Below are 15,644 nucleotides of genomic sequence, written 5' to 3' on the forward strand. Positions count from 1 at the left end.
GATTTGTTCCATCTTTTTATTTATCGATCAATTGCACCATAAGTAATGCTTTCCCGACAACATTACCTTCATGATGCACTTCTACATCAATCTTACCAAATTTACGCCCAATTTCTAATACTTTCGGATGAACTGATACAACATTATCAATTTGAACTGGCTTTACGAAATAAATGGTTAAGTTTTCAACAATTAAATCGCTCTTCTTCTGCGCACGAATGACACGGTTTGTTGCTTCTGTCACAATTGTTGTGAATACACCGTAAGATAACGTCCCGATTGAATTCGTCATTTGTGGCGTCACTGAAAATTGATACAAATGCTCATTTTTCGCTTCTTTCGGCGTCATAAATTGGTTCGTTACAATGTCATCAATTGTTTCCCCAACTTGCGGTTGACGTTGAATCATTTGCAACGCCTGAAGTACATCTTGGCGACTAATGATCCCTTGCAATTTATTCCCTTCTTCCACAACAGGAAGTAACTCAATACCTTCCCACACCATCATACGTGCTGCAGCTGCGACAGACATTTTTCCATTTACCGTAATTGGATGCTTTGTCATCACTTTATCAATTGGTGTTTCTTTCACGACACCAATCATATCTTTTGAAGTTACAATACCTAACACCTTTTTATTTTCATCAACAATTGGATAACGTCCATGCATCGTTTCTTCATTATACGCATGCCATTGCTGTACTGTATCATTTGGCTTTAAATATAACGTTTCTTCAATTGGCGTTAAAATATCTTCAACGAGTACAATTTCTTTCTTGATAAGTTGATCATAAATTGCACGGTTAATTAACGTTGCGACCGTAAATGTATCATAACTACTTGAAATAATTGGAAGTTTTAATTCGTCTGCTAATTTCTTCACATGATCTTCCGTATCAAATCCGCCCGTAATTAACACTGCCGCCCCTGCTTCTAGTGCTAATTGATGTGCGTTCGTACGGTTACCGATGATAAGTAAATTCCCTGCTTCTGTATAGCGCATCATCGCTTCTAATTTCATAGCCCCGATTACGAATTTATTTAATGTTTTATGTAGTCCTTCTCTGCCTCCAAGTACTTGACCATCGACAATGTTAACGACTTCTGCATATGTCAGTTTTTCGATATTCTCTTTCTTCTTTTGTTCAATTCGAATTGTTCCGACACGTTCAATTGTACTAACATACCCTTTATTTTCTGCGTCTTTAATTGCACGGTAAGCTGTCCCTTCACTTACACTCAAATCTTTCGCAATTTGCCTCACAGAAATTTTATGCCCTACCGGCAGGCTATTAATATGTTCTAAAATTTGATTATGTTTGGTAGCCAAATGGTTTCACCATACTTTCTTTTCCCTAAATTCTTCATGTGTTGTATTTTCAGTATACTATATTTTCAAAACTGTTACACTCTCTCTTTATATACCTGTACCATTTTTTTTATAACAAAATACCCCTTACATTCCACCAGTCATTCTATTACAACAATGTAATGCTGTTGTCATCTCGTTCGATAGTTTGTCCACCCGATTCCATATACAATTAAGACAAGAAATGAAACAAAGGAGCGAATACATGATGAAAAAATTTTTAGAGGTTGTAGGTGCTGTATTTTTAGCTTTCGTAGATGGAAAAAAAGTTGCAATGGAGTTGAATGAAACACCCGAACAGCCACGTACAAAACGAGAAGAATCAGCTAAACAAATACAAACTTTAAAAACTGTACTATACACATAAAAAACCCTTCACTTGTCATTTCAAATGAAGGGTTTCTTTTTTATAGTGTAATACTTTCTCCAGCTTCTAATACTTTCCCTGTACAATTTTGTAGCTTTTCTACAAATTGATATGGATCTTGTTCAATAACTGGGAACGTATTGTAATGCATCGGTACAACTGTTTTCGCCTCTATCCATTTTGCTGCTAACACAGCATCTTCTGGCCCCATTGTGAAATTATCGCCAATTGGTAAAAATGCTAAATCAATATTATTCAGTTCCCCAATTAACTTCATATCAGAGAATAAAGCAGTATCTCCTGCATGATATACCGTTTTCTCCTCTGCTGTAAACAAAATACCAGCTGGCATACCTGTATAAGTAATCGTCTTATTTTCTTCATCAATATAACTAGAGCCGTGGAATGCTTGAGTAAATTTCACCTTTCCAAAGTCAAATTCATGTGAACCACCAATATGCATTGGATGTGTATTTACACCTTGCCATCCTAAAAATGTCGCTAATTCAAACGGTGCCACAACGACCGCATTATTGTTCTTTGCTAACGCTACTGTATCCCCAACATGATCACCGTGTCCGTGCGATAAAATAATCGCATCAACTTTTACATCTTCAGCCTTTAAATCTGTTTTCGGATTTCCCGTTAAAAATGGGTCAATTAAAATAACTTTTCCATTCGTTTCAATCTTTACAACTGAATGCCCGTGATACGATACTTTCATCATTACATTCCTCCCCTATTCACATTCTCACTTTTTATTCTACATGATTTCTCAATTCCCTGTCTTTTCTAACATCGATTTACTTGTCATAACGCTTTCCTCCGATGTAAAGTTATATTTGTAATTAAATATCTCGGGGGTGCCAATCGATGAATGCTAGATTAGAAAATTTAATGCAATGGCTAAAAGAAAAAAACGTAGAAGCTGCGTTCTTAACTTCTACACCGAACGTTTTCTACATGACAAACTTCCACTGTGAACCACATGAAAGACTACTTGGTATGTTCGTATTCCAAGAAAAAGAGCCTATTTTAATTTGTCCTAAAATGGAAGAAGGCCAAGCGCGTAACGCTGGCTGGGCACATGAGATTATCGGATTTACTGATACGGACAGACCATGGGATATGATTGCAAAAGCAATTAAAGATCGTGGTATTGATGCAAATGCAGTTGCAATTGAAAAAGAACATTTAAACGTAGAACGTTACGAAGAATTAACAAAGTTATTCCCAAATGCAGCTTTCAAATCAGCTGAAGAGAAAGTTCGCGAACTTCGCTTAATTAAAGACGAAAAAGAACTTTCTATTTTGCGTGAAGCGGCTAAAATGGCAGATTATGCTGTTGAAGTTGGTGTAAATGCAATTAAAGAAAATCGTAGTGAGCTAGAAGTATTAGCAATTATTGAGCATGAATTAAAAACAAAAGGCATCCATAAAATGTCATTCGATACGATGGTATTAGCAGGTGCAAACTCTGCTCTTCCACACGGTATTCCAGGTGCAAACAAAATGAAACGCGGCGATTTCGTACTATTTGATTTAGGTGTAATCATTGAAGGTTATTGCTCTGACATTACGCGTACAGTAGCATTTGGTGATATTTCTGAAGAACAAACTCGCATTTACAACACTGTACTTGCTGGACAACTACAAGCAGTTGAAGCATGTAAACCAGGCGTTACATTTGGTACAATTGACAACGCCGCTCGCTCTGTTATCGCAGATGCAGGTTATGGAGACTTCTTCCCACACCGACTTGGTCACGGACTTGGAATTAGCGTACACGAATATCCAGATGTAAAAGAAGGCAATGAGTCTCTATTAAAAGAAGGTATGGTCTTCACAATCGAGCCAGGTATTTACGTACCAAACGTAGGCGGCGTTCGTATTGAAGATGATATTTACATCACAAAAGACGGATCAGAAATCTTAACGAAATTCCCGAAAGAATTACAATTTGTGAAATAATAAAAAAGGTAGCGTGATCGCTACCTTTTTATTAAAGAAGGCCCTTTAAAAAGTGCCTTCTTCTATCTCACTAATATTTATTTGAAATTTCACGATCCAAACTGAGAAAAGGTGGACAAGAAGCGCAAACGCCATACATGCTCCGCTTAAAAAAGTTAGTATAGGATGCGAATACACGTGCCCTAATCCATAGGATATCGCCACGAAAAACATTGTTATGTAAATATAAATTGCTCCATGTATTTGCCTCATATAAACCTCCTTTTCCCATATTATAACATAAATTTTCTGATTATTCACATTAATTAATTGTAATCAATATTTCTCAACTGTTACACCTCTAACAGCCGCTTTAATATATGGCGCTCCTTGTAAACCTTGTAAATCCTCTGTTTTGCCTGTTACAACTACACCATATATTTGTAAGTCTTTCGGTTCGATGTTTTTTATTTCATTATAGTTTGTCCTAAAATACTCTTGAAATTCCCCTTTATTTTCACTTAAAGATTTCATAGATCCAAGAAACCCCATTGAGTTCCCTTCAATATCCTTGTACTCGTCTTCCTTCTTATCAGCATAACTACCCTCAAAACCAAAAATGTTCATTGATACCTCTGCATTTAACACCGCTCCGGTTTCAGGATCTGCTAGTCCTGTATACGTCTCTGATTTCGTTTCATCATATGTATCTACCCAAAGCCACACAGGTCGTATTCCTTCAGGAAGCATTTTCACTACTTCTTCCGCTGTATATGCCTTATCAAAAGATAGCGCTACCTCTGCAACTTTATTCTGCAATTCACTAATTCTCTCTAAATCATTCACATAGTTTAAATACTTTACAAAAGGTAAATAAAACCGCATTTCTCTTTGCATTGTCTGTCTATTGTAATCTTGTCTTGTCTCAAATTCTGATTGTTTATTTATCTTTTCTTCACCTAAACCTGTATTTCCATTATAATTTATTTGACTATAACCAAAGATCGAATACTCATAAATTTCATCGATCCATTTAACTGGTTGTCCTTGAATGTTTTTATAGGAACTGTACATCATTGTACCGCTAGCTATTCCCATACTTAGTTTTGTATGTCCATTAAAAATAATATTAGGGCCTTGAACACTGTGATATAAATATACTCTCTGATCCATTTCTCGCTTATTCTTTTCATTAAAATAAATTAACAAACTCATACTACCTATAATCAAGACTAATGTCACAACTACTGAAAGTACTAGGTTTCTCCAAAACTGTTTCCTTTTCGCTCTCTTCATCAAAGTCTTCATCTGCTTATCATCCATATTCAAATCAAAGTCCTTCCGACTCATCATTTCTCCTCCTATACAATTTTTTAAATTGATTTCTTGCACGGTACAAACTTGTTTTCACTGTTTCTTCTTTCATACTTAATAAAATGGCAATTTCCTTATAAGATAGTTCATATTCATATTTCAACAGTAAAATATGACGATAATCCTCCGTCATCGTCTCCAGTATTTCTTGTACTTCTCCTTGCAGTTCACTTGTTAAAAGCACTTCATCTAATGACTTTTGACCAATAAGAACGACCGATTCAATCGCAATTGGATTTAGTCTTTTTTCTTTTCGGTGTAAATCTCGGTGCTGATTGATCGCAACTCTAAATAGCCACGGCGTTAAATGCTCTAACGGTATTTCCTCCATCAGCAATAAAGCCTTATACAACGTATCTTGCACAATATCTTCCGCTTCTTTTCTATCTGCTCCAATCTTAATTAAGTATCCAAACACAGCTTTTGATTTCTCTATTAATAATGTTTCAAACGTATCATGGCTCATTCTGCTCTCCTTTCTATATACTCAACGTTTGAGAGCGTAAAATGTATACAGCTTTTCTTTAAAATTTTTTTCAAAATAAAAAGCACATCTATTTTGATGCGCTTCTCTCCAACATACTATTCTATTATTTCATTACTTCCTTCACAACATCTTGAATCATAACAACTTCTGTTTTCATATCAACAGACGATGTTTCTTCATCAATACATTCATACCAAAACGCTAAGTGCTTTTTATCAATTTCATGATGAGAATTTTCGACAAGAGCCCCGCCTTCTCCTTGCACAGAATACCAATATAAGTACTCTTCTCCATCTCTTATTTCCCGGAAAATTGTCTCTACATACATCTTTTCGTCGTTTAATGTCAAAAGCACTTCTTTCATATTATCATTAAGAAGCTGCATCCATTCATCTACGCGATGACTTTTACCTGGCTTAACTTTGAATCTTGTTAATTCTACGTTCATCTTTTATTCCCCCATTTTCTTGCGGACAAACAAAACATATTCTACTGGATTATGGAAGCTTAATTTACTAGCTAATTTTTGCGAGGGAATGTTATCTACATTACAATCCCAGCATGGTGTAATATGATTTTGTATACACTGTTCAATGAAACTTGTTGCGACAGCTTGAGCTAACCCTTTCCCTTGATGTGCTTCATGTGTTGCAATATCAATTTCAGCAAAACCATTCCCTCTAAATATTGAGACGCATTCGGCTACAATCATCCCATCTTGTTCTATACAAAAACCAAAGCCGTTATTTAAAAACACTTCTTTTGATCCCCAATATTCTTTGTAATAATCCTCTGTAAATTCATTACTTCGTTCTATATCACTTTTATCAATACGTTTAATTTCATATGTATTTTTGTTTAATTCTATTTTTCTATCTTCAAAAACTTCTCTTTGAAATTGAAATGTCATTCGTGGGATTTTCCGAAATGCATTACTAAAGCACTCTTCAATCATCATTTCCCACTCGTCACTCGAAGTGAACAGTGTAAATCGTTTCTCTGTTTTTTCAATGGCTGTTTTTATATACGAAAATAAATCTTCATTATAACTTTGGTCTCGAGTGTCACCAAACAAATAATAAATACCATTAGTGGTGACGATTAGTCCTGCTGTTAACTTCTCGTTTGCAAAAACTTCACCATCTATCATTTGATCACATACCGCATAAGCAAAGGTTGTTGTCCTTGTATGACCTTCTAAAATCGGAAGGGTTTTTCTATACTCGGCTACAGATAATTTTTTCATAATTGCTCCACTTTAATCGTATCAGCCTCTATATTTTCAAAACAAAGATTTACCGTTCTCTTGAATGCTCTCGTTCTATGGATCGTGCATGCTGGAATTAAGATAGAATCATTTGGCTTTAAAACCGCCGTCTCTCCATCTTCAAAATCGATCAATAGTTCTCCCTCTAGCACAATAAATAATTCATCCGAATTAGAATGATAGTGCCAATCATATTCACCAGTAAATACAGCAATTCGTAAGCAATGATTATTTGCATTTGAAACGACGAAGTTTTTATGTTGATCTTGAATATCCTTTGTTAATTCTAATAGATTTACTGTTTCCATAGTTCTCCCCACCCAATCCTCTCTATCGACTTTTATTTTCCGTTTAATTCCAAATTATCATAAAAATATACATCTCAACAAGCAATATTTCACGTAAAGTTTTGTTTACTTTTTGTAAAGTTTTATTTACTTATTACCTAAAAATGGATATAATAACTGTAACAAATTTACAAAAAGGAGACTTTGTATATTTGATACAAAATAAAGTAAAACAATTCCGCGTCGTTAGAGACATCACCCAAGAGCAATTAGCTTCCTCTGTTCAAATCACTAGACAATCCCTCATCGCTATCGAGAAGAATAAATACAACCCAAGTTTAGAATTAGCATTGAAATTATGTGAGTTTTTCGGCTGTAAAGTGGAGGATTTATTTCAATTAGATAAAACTGGGGAGGAAAAAGAATGAAAAATACTTTTAATCAAGAGTTCATTTCGCATCTTACCATTTTATTGTTAGGCTCAACTTTTCTTTATTTCGATAATAATGATGAAGAAAAGATTAGTTCTGTCCTTCTATTCGCTGGCGTATACATACTCTTAGCCTTAATACTATTCGTAGTGAAACGAATATTCTTTAAGAAAAAAAAGAACGATTCCGAGAAATATCCATTACCTGAAATGGATGAAAGAATCGAGAAGATGAGTTTAAAACTTATGGCACAAATTTTCGGTCTCTCTCATTTAATCGGTTCTGCAATACTATTTATTTTATATATCACTGACAAAAATTCGATGATACGAGTTGAGTATGCCTTGTATTACTTGTTCGGCATTCTTTTCTTCACAATGATGTTCGGCTTGAAAATTGTGAAGAAATTAGATAATTAGTTTAAACAAAAAGACCCTTCCTACAAAGGAAAGGTCTTTATTTTATTTCTATTATGATAAAGCAGGAGCTTTTTCAAGAAGCTCTTTTGCATCAGCGTATTGTAAGCTGTGCGCTTCTGCAACTGCTTCGAATGTTACGTAGCCATCTAATGTGTTAATACCTTTTAATAATGCAGTGTTGCCTAGGCAAGCTTCTTTGTAGCCTTTGTTAGCAATTTGTACTGCATATGGTACTGTTACGTTTGTTAATGCAAGAGTTGATGTACGTGGAACCGCACCTGGCATATTTGCAACTGCATAATGAACAACACCATATTTTTCGTAAGTTGGGTTGTCGTGAGTTGTAATACGGTCAGTTGTTTCGAAAATACCACCTTGGTCAATCGCGATATCTACAACGACAGAACCTGGTTCCATCGATTGAATCATTTCTTCTGTTACAAGTTTTGGCGCTTTTGCACCTGGGATTAATACTGCACCGATTACAAGATCAGATTCTCTTACAGCTTCTGCAATGTTATACGGGTTAGACATTAAAGTTTTTACTTGGTTTCCGAAAATGTCATCTAATTGACGAAGACGTTCTGCACTTAAGTCGATGATTGTTACATCTGCACCTAAACCTACTGCAATCTTCGCTGCGTTTGTACCAGCTTGACCACCGCCGATAATTGTTACTTTGCCGCGTTTCACCCCTGGAACGCCTGCAAGTAAAATACCTTTACCGCCTTTGTTTTTCTCAAGGAACTGTGCACCGATTTGCGCAGACATACGACCAGCTACTTCACTCATAGGTGCAAGTAATGGTAAAGAACGATTGTCTAATTGTACTGTTTCGTATGCAATTGATACCACTTTGTTATCAATTAATGCTTTCGTTAATTCTGGCTCTGGAGCTAAGTGTAAGTATGTGAATAAAATTAAACCTTCGCGGAAATAACCGTATTCACTTTCAACTGGCTCTTTTACCTTCATAACCATATCTTGATTCCATGCTTCTTCAGCAGTTTCAACAAGTTTCGCACCAGCTTGCACGTATTCTTCATCTGTAAAGCCTGATCCTACACCTGATCCTTTTTGAACAAAAACTTCATGACCATTTTGTACTAAATGTACAGCTCCCGCTGGCGTCATTGCCACGCGGTTTTCATTGTTTTTAATTTCTGTTGGAATACCGATACGCATTATTAGTTCCCCCTTGAGTTATGAAATGACCCCTGAATCATTTTTTAAAGCGCTTTCTATGCTCTTATATTCTAACATAATATCTCAATATTTGACAAAAAATAATACGAGTTTTCCGATAGATTTAATCTTACATGAAAGGACAGTATTATCCGTACCTCTCAGTATAAAGGATAAACTGTCCAATTATTCGAAACTTCACTTTATTTAATTCTATCGATGTCTATGAATAACATCAACAGCGCCTGTTACTTCAATAATCGTGCCAGTAATCATATCAGAATCGTCCTCACATAAAAACGAAATGGTTCTTGCGATATCTTCCCCTGTTCCAGATCTACCAATTGGTGTGTTACTACCTTTCAGATTTCGTGCTTCTTCAATCGTTGCCTCTTTCATTTCACCAATTATATCACCAGGACATACCATATTCGCAGTAATACCGTATTCAGCTTCTTCGTATGCGACTGTTTTCGTTAAAGAAACAAGTCCGACTTTCGCAGCTGCAAAGGCTGAACGATAAATCCATCCAGGCGCGCTATCTGCCCCTTGAAATCCATAGTTAATAATACGGCCAAATTGCTGGTTTCTCATAATCGGTACGACAAGCTTTAATAAATGAAACACCGCTGTTAAATTACCCTGGATCATTTCATTCCATTCGTCTTCTTCGTAATCGACTAATTTTTTCCTTTCAAATACGTAAGGACCAGCATTATTAATTAAGAAGTCAATTTTGCCAAAACGACTCATCGCTTCTTCTACTATTTTATGTAAATCTTCCTTTTTCGTGACATCAGCTTGCACGAACTGTAGACGTTCTTCCATATTTTTATATGTTTCTTTCATTGTTTCCATAGCACTTGTATCGCTATGATATGTTACTGTTACTGAATATCCTTTATCCAATAACTTTTCTGTTACTTGCTTTCCTAAACCTTTCGTACCGGCTGTAATGAGCGCGTGTCTCACAAACATGCCTCCTTTTAAATTGCTATACTCCATATGTAACAAGTTCTCGCTTCAATTACAACTAAAATGAATTAAGGAAAAGTTTTCAAAATTCTGTAACGTTTCCGACAAGCACATTACCAAAATTTGTTTTATAATAAAGTTGTAAACGGTAATAAAAATGATTGGGAGGAATTTACTATGAATAATACATATACAAATATTTTAATTGCGGTGGACGGTTCTAAAGAAGCAGAAAAAGCCTTTAAAAAAGCAATTCAAGTTGCAAAACGAAACAACGCAACATTAACAATTGCTCATATCGTTGATGTAAAAGCATACTCAGCAGTAGAGGCTTATAGCCGCGCAATTGCTGAACGTGCAAATCTATTTGCAGAAGACTTATTAGAAGACTACAAAAAAACTGCGCTTGAAGCTGGTCTTGAAAAAGTAGAAACTGTATTAGAATTTGGTAATCCTAAATCTAAAATTTCAAAAGAAATCGCTCCAAACAATAAAGTGGATTTAATTATGTGTGGTGCAACTGGTTTAAATGCTGTAGAACGTTTCCTAATTGGTAGCGTCTCTGAACATATTATTCGCTATGCGAAATGCGATGTCCTTGTTGTTCGTGGTGATGAGGAGCAAGGTGATCTTTAATTTATAATTAAAACACCAAGTCCATATGGACTTGGTGTTTTTCATTTCACAAACTTCACTATAAATACAAGACAAGCTACAACAACAACGGTACCTGCCAACACATACGGCGGAAGGAATTTCAAAGACCATAGCGCCATCATTATCGTCGCAACAGTTAAGTACGTTTGCTTTGCATCTTCTGTCATTTTTTTACGAAGTAAGAAAACATACACATAACCGATTGGCGGCGTAATGAAGCAAAGAACATATATAATTTTTGATTTTAAATACCACTTTTGTTCGCCAAGTTTCTTTATGTCTTCTTCTATTCTCTTACTCTCTTGTTCTCTCACTTCTTCTTCAATCGGATCTTCCTCTACTCCTCGCCTTTCTTTCATATAAGGAAGAAAATGCATAAAAAAATAACATGCAAATACAATTGCCCAAAATTCAATATCCAATCTTTCTAGTGGAATATGCTCACTAAAAAATGCAGCAGCAATCACTAAAGAAAAACAATACGTTGTCATCCAAAATGAACGTTTTCTCTTTTTCCGTTCTATTTCTTTTTTATCTTTTACTTCTTGTACTTTCTTTTTTCTAGAAAGCCATACAGAAATACAGCAATCTACTACAAATAAAGTAAAGATAAATATTGCTATATGTATTGTTTCCACATTCTCAAATGAAAATATTTTTGGGAATGCAGCGTGTAATACAATTAGCGTATACAAAATTAACCCTACAAAATAAATACGTCTCATTTTCCATTCCTTTCTTATTTCCTAACATTACATTAACATACATTTTTTAGAAATAGACGGACAAAATATATGTGTTTAGAAAAGGAGGATGCTACATGGATGATTATGAACGTATTATTTTAGATGTGAATGATACAGAACTCGAAATGTTAAATACGATTCGCGAGCATTTTAAAGAAAAACATGGTGTTGAACTAAGCCACGGTGCATTGCTTCGAGATTTGATGGATATTGAATACATTCGAATTACGGAAGATCGACACAAGTATGATTAATCGATGAAAATTTAAGCCTAGAGCATATTGTTCTAGGCTTAATTAAATCCATACGGAAATGTTATAATTAGGAAAAAACATGGGGGATATCAAAATATGCAATCTGAAAATATATCAAAACATTTTCACACATTACATGTACAAAGAAACCAGTTCCTTCCTAAGCTTTATTCACTTTCATATGAACAACTATGGTATAGGAAAGAGGACGGAAAATGGTCTATTGGTGAACACTTTTATCACTTATATTTAATCACAAGGATGCTAAAAGTAGCGATTAAATTCTCTTTCACTCTTATCCCTTATGCCAAGCTAAGAAAAAACATCCCATTTGCAACTGAAATACATGACATTTATGCCGAATATAAAGAAAAACACGGAAAAGGAATGAAAGCTCCTTGGATTTTAATCCCTTCAAAAAAAGTCTATTACTCTATGAATGTAAACGAATTAGAAGAATTACTTTCACGTGAAACAGATGAAATAAAAAAACTAGTTCAAAATATAGAAGAAGATATTGCAGGACATATCGTATTTTTAGATCCAATTGCTCACTATCCTAACCTTATTCAATCTATCCAACTATTAGCGATTCATGAGAAGCATCATTTTAGCATTATGAAGAACAACTATAAAATGCTCGACTCCCTTCTAAAAATATAAAAGACTGCTCATATTACTTATCAGCAGTCTCCTATATCTATTTAAGCTCTTGATGCTTCCCACCCATACCACCTGGCTCATTGCTATCTTGGTGTACAGTTATTTTATTTGTTTTAGCATCTTTCGAAACTCTATATGTATACGATTCATTTGGTTCATCTTTAAACTGTACATTCATACCGTAAGAACCGATTTTACTATAAAAGGCCGGTTTTATGTATGAAATATCACTTTCTTTATATCCTTTCTCTTGCAAGTGCCACATCGTTGCGATAATCGCTTCTTCTCGCTTTTCTTGTTCACCAACAAACATATATTTGTCCAAAAGAAATACTTTCACGTTTGCAATTAAGCTAATTAACAGTAAAATGATAAATACTATTTTTTTCATAAATTTCCCCTAAATTTTGTTTTTTCACTATACTATAACTTACACACTAGTAAAAAAGAAAGTACGCCAGACTTTCACAGACTGGCGTACTTTCCAACTCAATTCCTAATAACTTCTTTAGTTAACCCCTTCGCCTTCTCCAAAGCCTTTTCAATCTGCTCAAATCCTGTCCCGCCAGCACTGTTACGACGCTTTACAGCTGCATAAGGTGAAAGAACTTCATATAAATCTTCTTCAAATAACGGACTCATTTCTTTATACGTTTCAAGTGGTACATCTAATAAATAGATTCCTTTTTGCGTACAATGAAGAACTAGTTTCCCAACAATTTCATGAGCTTGACGGAACGGCAGTCCCTTGCTTGCTAAATAATCAGCAATTTCTGTTGCATTAGAGAAGTCTTGCGTCACAGCTTGCCCCATTTTTTCTTTGTTTACAGTCATCGTTTCAAGCATGCCTGCCATAATATGAAGGCATCCTTCTACTGTTTTCACTGTATCAAACATTCCTTCTTTATCTTCTTGTAAGTCTTTATTGTAAGCGAGCGGCAATCCTTTCATTACTGTAAGTAAACTGAATAAATTACCGTATACTCTGCCCGTTTTACCACGAATAAGTTCCGCCATATCCGGATTTTTCTTTTGCGGCATAATACTGCTTCCTGTTGCGTATTGATCGCTCATTTCAATAAATTGAAACTCTTGGCTACTCCATAAAATAAGTTCTTCGCAAAAGCGTGATAAGTGCATCATGAGCATAGATGAGTTACTTAAAAACTCCAGTATGAAATCACGATCACTTACCGCATCTAAACTATTTTCATAGATTCCATTAAATCCAAGAAGCTCCGCACTATATTCTCGGTCAATCGGGAATGTTGTACCAGCTAGTGCTCCTGCTCCTAATGGTGAAATGTTAATACGCTTTAACGAATCTTCATAACGATTCACATCGCGATCTAACATCCAAAAGTAAGCAAGAATATGATGCGCAAATGAAATCGGCTGTGCACGTTGCAAGTGCGTATAGCCGGGCATAATTGTTTCAATGTTATTTTCCGCTTGATGAACAAGAACATTTTGCAATTGTTTTGTAGCTTTTATAATATCTTCTACTTTTTCTTTTAAATACAAGTGCATATCTGTCGCTACTTGATCGTTACGGCTTCGGCCTGTATGAAGTTTCCCTCCTACTTCACCGATTCTTTCAATTAACATCTTTTCAATATTTAAATGAATATCCTCAGCTTCTACCGAGAAATCCAATTTATTTTCTTTCGCTTCCTCTAGTAAATACTGAAGCCCTATCTTTATTTTCTCTGCTTCTTCTTTCGTAACGATGCCTTGCTTTGCTAACATCGTTACGTGTGCGATACTCCCTTTTATATCTTGGCTAACCAATTGCTTATCAAAGGAAATAGAAGCTCCGAATTCTTCTACCCATGCTTCCGCTTCTTCTGTAAAACGTCCGCCCCAAAGTTTGCTCACGCTTCCACCTTCTTTTGATTCACTTGGCTGTATACTTTTGTAGGTAAACCGAATAATGAAATGAAACCAACTGCTGCATCATGATTAAATTCATCCTGGGCAGTATACGTTGCTAATTTTTCATCGTATAAAGAGTACTCAGATTTACGCCCTTCTACAATCGCATGACCTTTAAATAATTTCACACGCACTGTACCTGTTACATTTTTTTGCGTTTCTTGTAAGAAAGCATTGAGCGCTTGTTTTAAAGGTGAGAACCATAAACCGTTATAAATTAATTCTGTTAGTTTTTGCTCAATCATCGGTTTGAAATGAGCGACCTCTTTCACAAGTGTTAAATCTTCAAGTTCTTTATGCGCTGTTATTAATGTCATCGCTGCTGGGCATTCATATACTTCACGAGATTTAATACCGACAAGGCGATTTTCTACATGGTCGATACGTCCCACGCCATGTTTGCCAGCAAGTGCATTTAACGTTTTAATTAGTTCTGAAAGTGGGTATGCAGTGCCGTTTAAAGTCGTCGGTACTCCTGCTTCAAATCCGATTTCTACAAACTCTGGTTTATTCGGTGTATCTTCTAATGCCAACGTCATCTCGTATGCGTCTTCTGGCGGCGCTGCCCATGGATCTTCTAAAATTCCACATTCGTTGCTGCGTCCCCATAAGTTTTGATCGATTGAAAACGGGCTATCTAAATTAATTGGAATCGGTATATCATTTTCTTTTGCATATGCAATTTCTTCTTCACGTGACCATTTCCATTCACGTACGGGCGCAATAACTTCTAAATATGGATTCAACGCTTGAATAGAAACTTCAAAACGAACTTGGTCATTCCCTTTCCCTGTACATCCATGTGCAACTGCACTTGCGCCTTCCTGCTCTGCAATTTCTACTAATTTTTTTGCAATAAGCGGACGAGATAATGCAGAGACAAGAGGATATTTCCCTTCGTATAACGTGTGAGCTTGCATCGCTATCAATGCATATTCATTCGCATATTCTTCTTGAACATCAATCATATATGATTTAATTGCACCTACTGAAAGTGCTTTTTCTTTTACAAACGCTAAGTCTTTACCTTCCCCTAGATCTAAGCAAAGCGCGATAATATCATAATTCTTTTCTTGTAACCATTTAATCGCAACGGAAGTATCAAGACCTCCGGAATATGCTAACACAACTTTTTTCTTCTCCATTTTGCATCCCCCTAAAGAATAAATATTCATTTTCTCTTATAATAATCCAAACTTTAACACCTTTCATAAAATGAATCAAGGGGAATCCATAAATTTTTTTCAAACAATTTCGTCGAATTTCTTTCTTTTTTTA

General features: G+C 35.5%; 21 protein-coding genes. 7 read left to right on the forward strand and 14 right to left on the reverse strand.

All coding sequences use genetic code 11. From position 1 onward, the window contains the following. Positions 1-16 precede the first annotated feature (16 nt). Positions 17-1,330, reverse strand: a complete 1,314-nt coding sequence (locus tag ABH955_RS23195; RefSeq protein ID WP_002088951.1) for a CBS domain-containing protein — start codon at positions 1,328-1,330, stop codon at positions 17-19. Between the two features lie 244 nt (positions 1,331-1,574). Here ABH955_RS23195 and ABH955_RS23200 point away from each other — a divergent pair, with 244 nt between their 5' ends. Then, entirely contained in the window at positions 1,575-1,736 is a 162-nt protein-coding gene (locus tag ABH955_RS23200; protein ID WP_404443586.1) for a hypothetical protein, read from the forward strand. A gap of 40 nt (positions 1,737-1,776) precedes the next feature. Here the strand turns inward: ABH955_RS23200 and ABH955_RS23205 are convergent, their stop codons facing one another. Beyond that, positions 1,777-2,460, reverse strand: a complete 684-nt coding sequence (locus ABH955_RS23205) for a metal-dependent hydrolase (RefSeq protein WP_113935787.1) — start codon at positions 2,458-2,460, stop codon at positions 1,777-1,779. Positions 2,461-2,609: 149 nt separating this feature from the next. Between ABH955_RS23205 and pepQ the strand changes: the two genes are divergently transcribed. Then, complete coding sequence (gene pepQ / locus ABH955_RS23210; protein WP_404443589.1) at positions 2,610-3,707, forward strand: Xaa-Pro dipeptidase; 1,098 nt, start codon at positions 2,610-2,612, stop codon at positions 3,705-3,707. A 45-nt stretch (positions 3,708-3,752) separates the two neighbouring features. On the opposite strand, the gene ABH955_RS23215 is transcribed toward pepQ, so the two are convergent. The 6 genes from ABH955_RS23215 to ABH955_RS23240 all read right to left on the reverse strand — a co-directional run bounded on the left by ABH955_RS23215 (position 3,753) and on the right by ABH955_RS23240 (position 7,122). Continuing rightward, entirely contained in the window at positions 3,753-3,959 is a 207-nt protein-coding gene (locus tag ABH955_RS23215) for a hypothetical protein (protein WP_002088956.1), read from the reverse strand. 63 nt (positions 3,960-4,022) lie between these two features. Further along, on the reverse strand, positions 4,023-5,036 hold the full coding sequence (locus tag ABH955_RS23220; protein ID WP_404491721.1) for an anti-sigma factor: 1,014 nt from the start codon (positions 5,034-5,036) through the stop codon (positions 4,023-4,025). Next, the gene (locus ABH955_RS23225) at positions 5,017-5,526 is read right to left on the reverse strand and encodes an RNA polymerase sigma factor (protein ID WP_002067489.1); all 510 of its coding nucleotides are present in this window, start codon (positions 5,524-5,526) and stop codon (positions 5,017-5,019) included. The genes ABH955_RS23220 and ABH955_RS23225 overlap by 20 nt, the downstream gene beginning before the upstream one ends. A 124-nt stretch (positions 5,527-5,650) precedes the next feature. Continuing rightward, positions 5,651-5,995 (reverse strand): DUF6176 family protein, encoded by a 345-nt coding sequence (locus ABH955_RS23230; protein ID WP_404491723.1) that lies wholly within the window; start codon positions 5,993-5,995, stop codon positions 5,651-5,653. Positions 5,996-5,998: 3 nt separating this feature from the next. Further along, on the reverse strand, positions 5,999-6,793 hold the full coding sequence (locus ABH955_RS23235) for a GNAT family N-acetyltransferase (RefSeq protein WP_404454252.1): 795 nt from the start codon (positions 6,791-6,793) through the stop codon (positions 5,999-6,001). Next, positions 6,790-7,122, reverse strand: a complete 333-nt coding sequence (locus ABH955_RS23240) for a cupin domain-containing protein (protein ID WP_404454255.1) — start codon at positions 7,120-7,122, stop codon at positions 6,790-6,792. The genes ABH955_RS23235 and ABH955_RS23240 overlap by 4 nt, the downstream gene beginning before the upstream one ends. Positions 7,123-7,265: 143 nt before the next feature. Between ABH955_RS23240 and ABH955_RS23245 the strand changes: the two genes are divergently transcribed. Then, the gene (locus ABH955_RS23245) at positions 7,266-7,529 is read left to right on the forward strand and encodes a helix-turn-helix transcriptional regulator (protein ID WP_404454258.1); all 264 of its coding nucleotides are present in this window, start codon (positions 7,266-7,268) and stop codon (positions 7,527-7,529) included. Continuing rightward, positions 7,526-7,951, forward strand: coding sequence for a hypothetical protein (locus ABH955_RS23250; RefSeq protein ID WP_002138610.1), 426 nt, complete (start codon positions 7,526-7,528; stop codon positions 7,949-7,951). The genes ABH955_RS23245 and ABH955_RS23250 overlap by 4 nt, the downstream gene beginning before the upstream one ends. 51 nt (positions 7,952-8,002) lie before the next feature. Here the strand turns inward: ABH955_RS23250 and ald are convergent, their stop codons facing one another. Both ald and ABH955_RS23260 read right to left on the reverse strand, forming a co-directional pair. Next, the gene (ald, locus tag ABH955_RS23255) at positions 8,003-9,136 is read right to left on the reverse strand and encodes an alanine dehydrogenase (RefSeq protein WP_098635277.1); all 1,134 of its coding nucleotides are present in this window, start codon (positions 9,134-9,136) and stop codon (positions 8,003-8,005) included. Positions 9,137-9,349: 213 nt separating this feature from the next. Beyond that, complete coding sequence (locus tag ABH955_RS23260; RefSeq protein WP_002015530.1) at positions 9,350-10,141, reverse strand: SDR family oxidoreductase; 792 nt, start codon at positions 10,139-10,141, stop codon at positions 9,350-9,352. A 147-nt stretch (positions 10,142-10,288) separates the two neighbouring features. Here ABH955_RS23260 and ABH955_RS23265 point away from each other — a divergent pair, with 147 nt between their 5' ends. Next, positions 10,289-10,747: a universal stress protein gene (locus ABH955_RS23265; RefSeq protein WP_002164984.1), complete on the forward strand. Its 459-nt coding sequence runs from the start codon at positions 10,289-10,291 to the stop codon at positions 10,745-10,747. A gap of 41 nt (positions 10,748-10,788) precedes the next feature. Here the strand turns inward: ABH955_RS23265 and ABH955_RS23270 are convergent, their stop codons facing one another. Next, positions 10,789-11,493 (reverse strand): hypothetical protein, encoded by a 705-nt coding sequence (locus ABH955_RS23270; protein ID WP_404443614.1) that lies wholly within the window; start codon positions 11,491-11,493, stop codon positions 10,789-10,791. Positions 11,494-11,588: 95 nt separating this feature from the next. Between ABH955_RS23270 and ABH955_RS23275 the strand changes: the two genes are divergently transcribed. Together ABH955_RS23275 and ABH955_RS23280 are read left to right on the forward strand one after the other, a co-directional pair. Then, the gene (locus ABH955_RS23275) at positions 11,589-11,768 is read left to right on the forward strand and encodes a ProA domain protein (RefSeq protein ID WP_113935729.1); all 180 of its coding nucleotides are present in this window, start codon (positions 11,589-11,591) and stop codon (positions 11,766-11,768) included. Positions 11,769-11,864: 96 nt separating this feature from the next. After that, the gene (locus ABH955_RS23280) at positions 11,865-12,431 is read left to right on the forward strand and encodes a DinB family protein (protein ID WP_404443617.1); all 567 of its coding nucleotides are present in this window, start codon (positions 11,865-11,867) and stop codon (positions 12,429-12,431) included. A gap of 37 nt (positions 12,432-12,468) precedes the next feature. Here ABH955_RS23280 and ABH955_RS23285 read toward each other — a convergent pair whose 3' ends face one another. From ABH955_RS23285 to ABH955_RS23295, 3 genes are all read right to left on the reverse strand, one after another. Beyond that, on the reverse strand, positions 12,469-12,822 hold the full coding sequence (locus ABH955_RS23285; RefSeq protein WP_002067555.1) for a DUF3139 domain-containing protein: 354 nt from the start codon (positions 12,820-12,822) through the stop codon (positions 12,469-12,471). Positions 12,823-12,920: 98 nt separating this feature from the next. Continuing rightward, positions 12,921-14,309, reverse strand: coding sequence for an argininosuccinate lyase (gene argH / locus ABH955_RS23290; RefSeq protein WP_404491724.1), 1,389 nt, complete (start codon positions 14,307-14,309; stop codon positions 12,921-12,923). Continuing rightward, positions 14,306-15,511: an argininosuccinate synthase gene (locus ABH955_RS23295; RefSeq protein ID WP_002088976.1), complete on the reverse strand. Its 1,206-nt coding sequence runs from the start codon at positions 15,509-15,511 to the stop codon at positions 14,306-14,308. Before ABH955_RS23295 ends, argH begins: the two co-directional genes overlap by 4 nt. Positions 15,512-15,644: the final 133 nt, after the last annotated feature.

It is taken from the genome of Bacillus sp. RC240 (assembly GCF_044907945.1).
Lineage (GTDB): Bacteria > Bacillota > Bacilli > Bacillales > Bacillaceae_G > Bacillus_A > Bacillus_A mycoides.

What these genes read in the sequence shown, in the direction of transcription:
- ABH955_RS23200 (WP_404443586.1), top strand. Translation starts at nt 1,575, where the DNA reads ATGATGAAAAAATTTTTAGAGGTTGTAGGTGCTGTATTTTTAGCTTTC.
- ABH955_RS23205 (WP_113935787.1), bottom strand. Translation starts at nt 2,460, where the DNA reads ATGAAAGTATCGTATCACGGGCATTCAGTTGTAAAGATTGAAACGAAT.
- pepQ (WP_404443589.1), top strand. Translation starts at nt 2,610, where the DNA reads ATGAATGCTAGATTAGAAAATTTAATGCAATGGCTAAAAGAAAAAAAC.
- ABH955_RS23215 (WP_002088956.1), bottom strand. Translation starts at nt 3,959, where the DNA reads ATGAGGCAAATACATGGAGCAATTTATATTTACATAACAATGTTTTTC.
- ABH955_RS23220 (WP_404491721.1), bottom strand. Translation starts at nt 5,036, where the DNA reads ATGAGTCGGAAGGACTTTGATTTGAATATGGATGATAAGCAGATGAAG.
- ABH955_RS23225 (WP_002067489.1), bottom strand. Translation starts at nt 5,526, where the DNA reads ATGAGCCATGATACGTTTGAAACATTATTAATAGAGAAATCAAAAGCT.
- ABH955_RS23230 (WP_404491723.1), bottom strand. Translation starts at nt 5,995, where the DNA reads ATGAACGTAGAATTAACAAGATTCAAAGTTAAGCCAGGTAAAAGTCAT.
- ABH955_RS23235 (WP_404454252.1), bottom strand. Translation starts at nt 6,793, where the DNA reads ATGAAAAAATTATCTGTAGCCGAGTATAGAAAAACCCTTCCGATTTTA.
- ABH955_RS23240 (WP_404454255.1), bottom strand. Translation starts at nt 7,122, where the DNA reads ATGGAAACAGTAAATCTATTAGAATTAACAAAGGATATTCAAGATCAA.
- ABH955_RS23245 (WP_404454258.1), top strand. Translation starts at nt 7,266, where the DNA reads ATGGATATAATAACTGTAACAAATTTACAAAAAGGAGACTTTGTATAT.
- ABH955_RS23250 (WP_002138610.1), top strand. Translation starts at nt 7,526, where the DNA reads ATGAAAAATACTTTTAATCAAGAGTTCATTTCGCATCTTACCATTTTA.
- ald (WP_098635277.1), bottom strand. Translation starts at nt 9,136, where the DNA reads ATGCGTATCGGTATTCCAACAGAAATTAAAAACAATGAAAACCGCGTG.
- ABH955_RS23260 (WP_002015530.1), bottom strand. Translation starts at nt 10,141, where the DNA reads ATGGAGTATAGCAATTTAAAAGGAGGCATGTTTGTGAGACACGCGCTC.
- ABH955_RS23265 (WP_002164984.1), top strand. Translation starts at nt 10,289, where the DNA reads ATGAATAATACATATACAAATATTTTAATTGCGGTGGACGGTTCTAAA.
- ABH955_RS23270 (WP_404443614.1), bottom strand. Translation starts at nt 11,493, where the DNA reads ATGAGACGTATTTATTTTGTAGGGTTAATTTTGTATACGCTAATTGTA.
- ABH955_RS23275 (WP_113935729.1), top strand. Translation starts at nt 11,589, where the DNA reads ATGGATGATTATGAACGTATTATTTTAGATGTGAATGATACAGAACTC.
- ABH955_RS23280 (WP_404443617.1), top strand. Translation starts at nt 11,865, where the DNA reads ATGCAATCTGAAAATATATCAAAACATTTTCACACATTACATGTACAA.
- ABH955_RS23285 (WP_002067555.1), bottom strand. Translation starts at nt 12,822, where the DNA reads ATGAAAAAAATAGTATTTATCATTTTACTGTTAATTAGCTTAATTGCA.
- ABH955_RS23295 (WP_002088976.1), bottom strand. Translation starts at nt 15,511, where the DNA reads ATGGAGAAGAAAAAAGTTGTGTTAGCATATTCCGGAGGTCTTGATACT.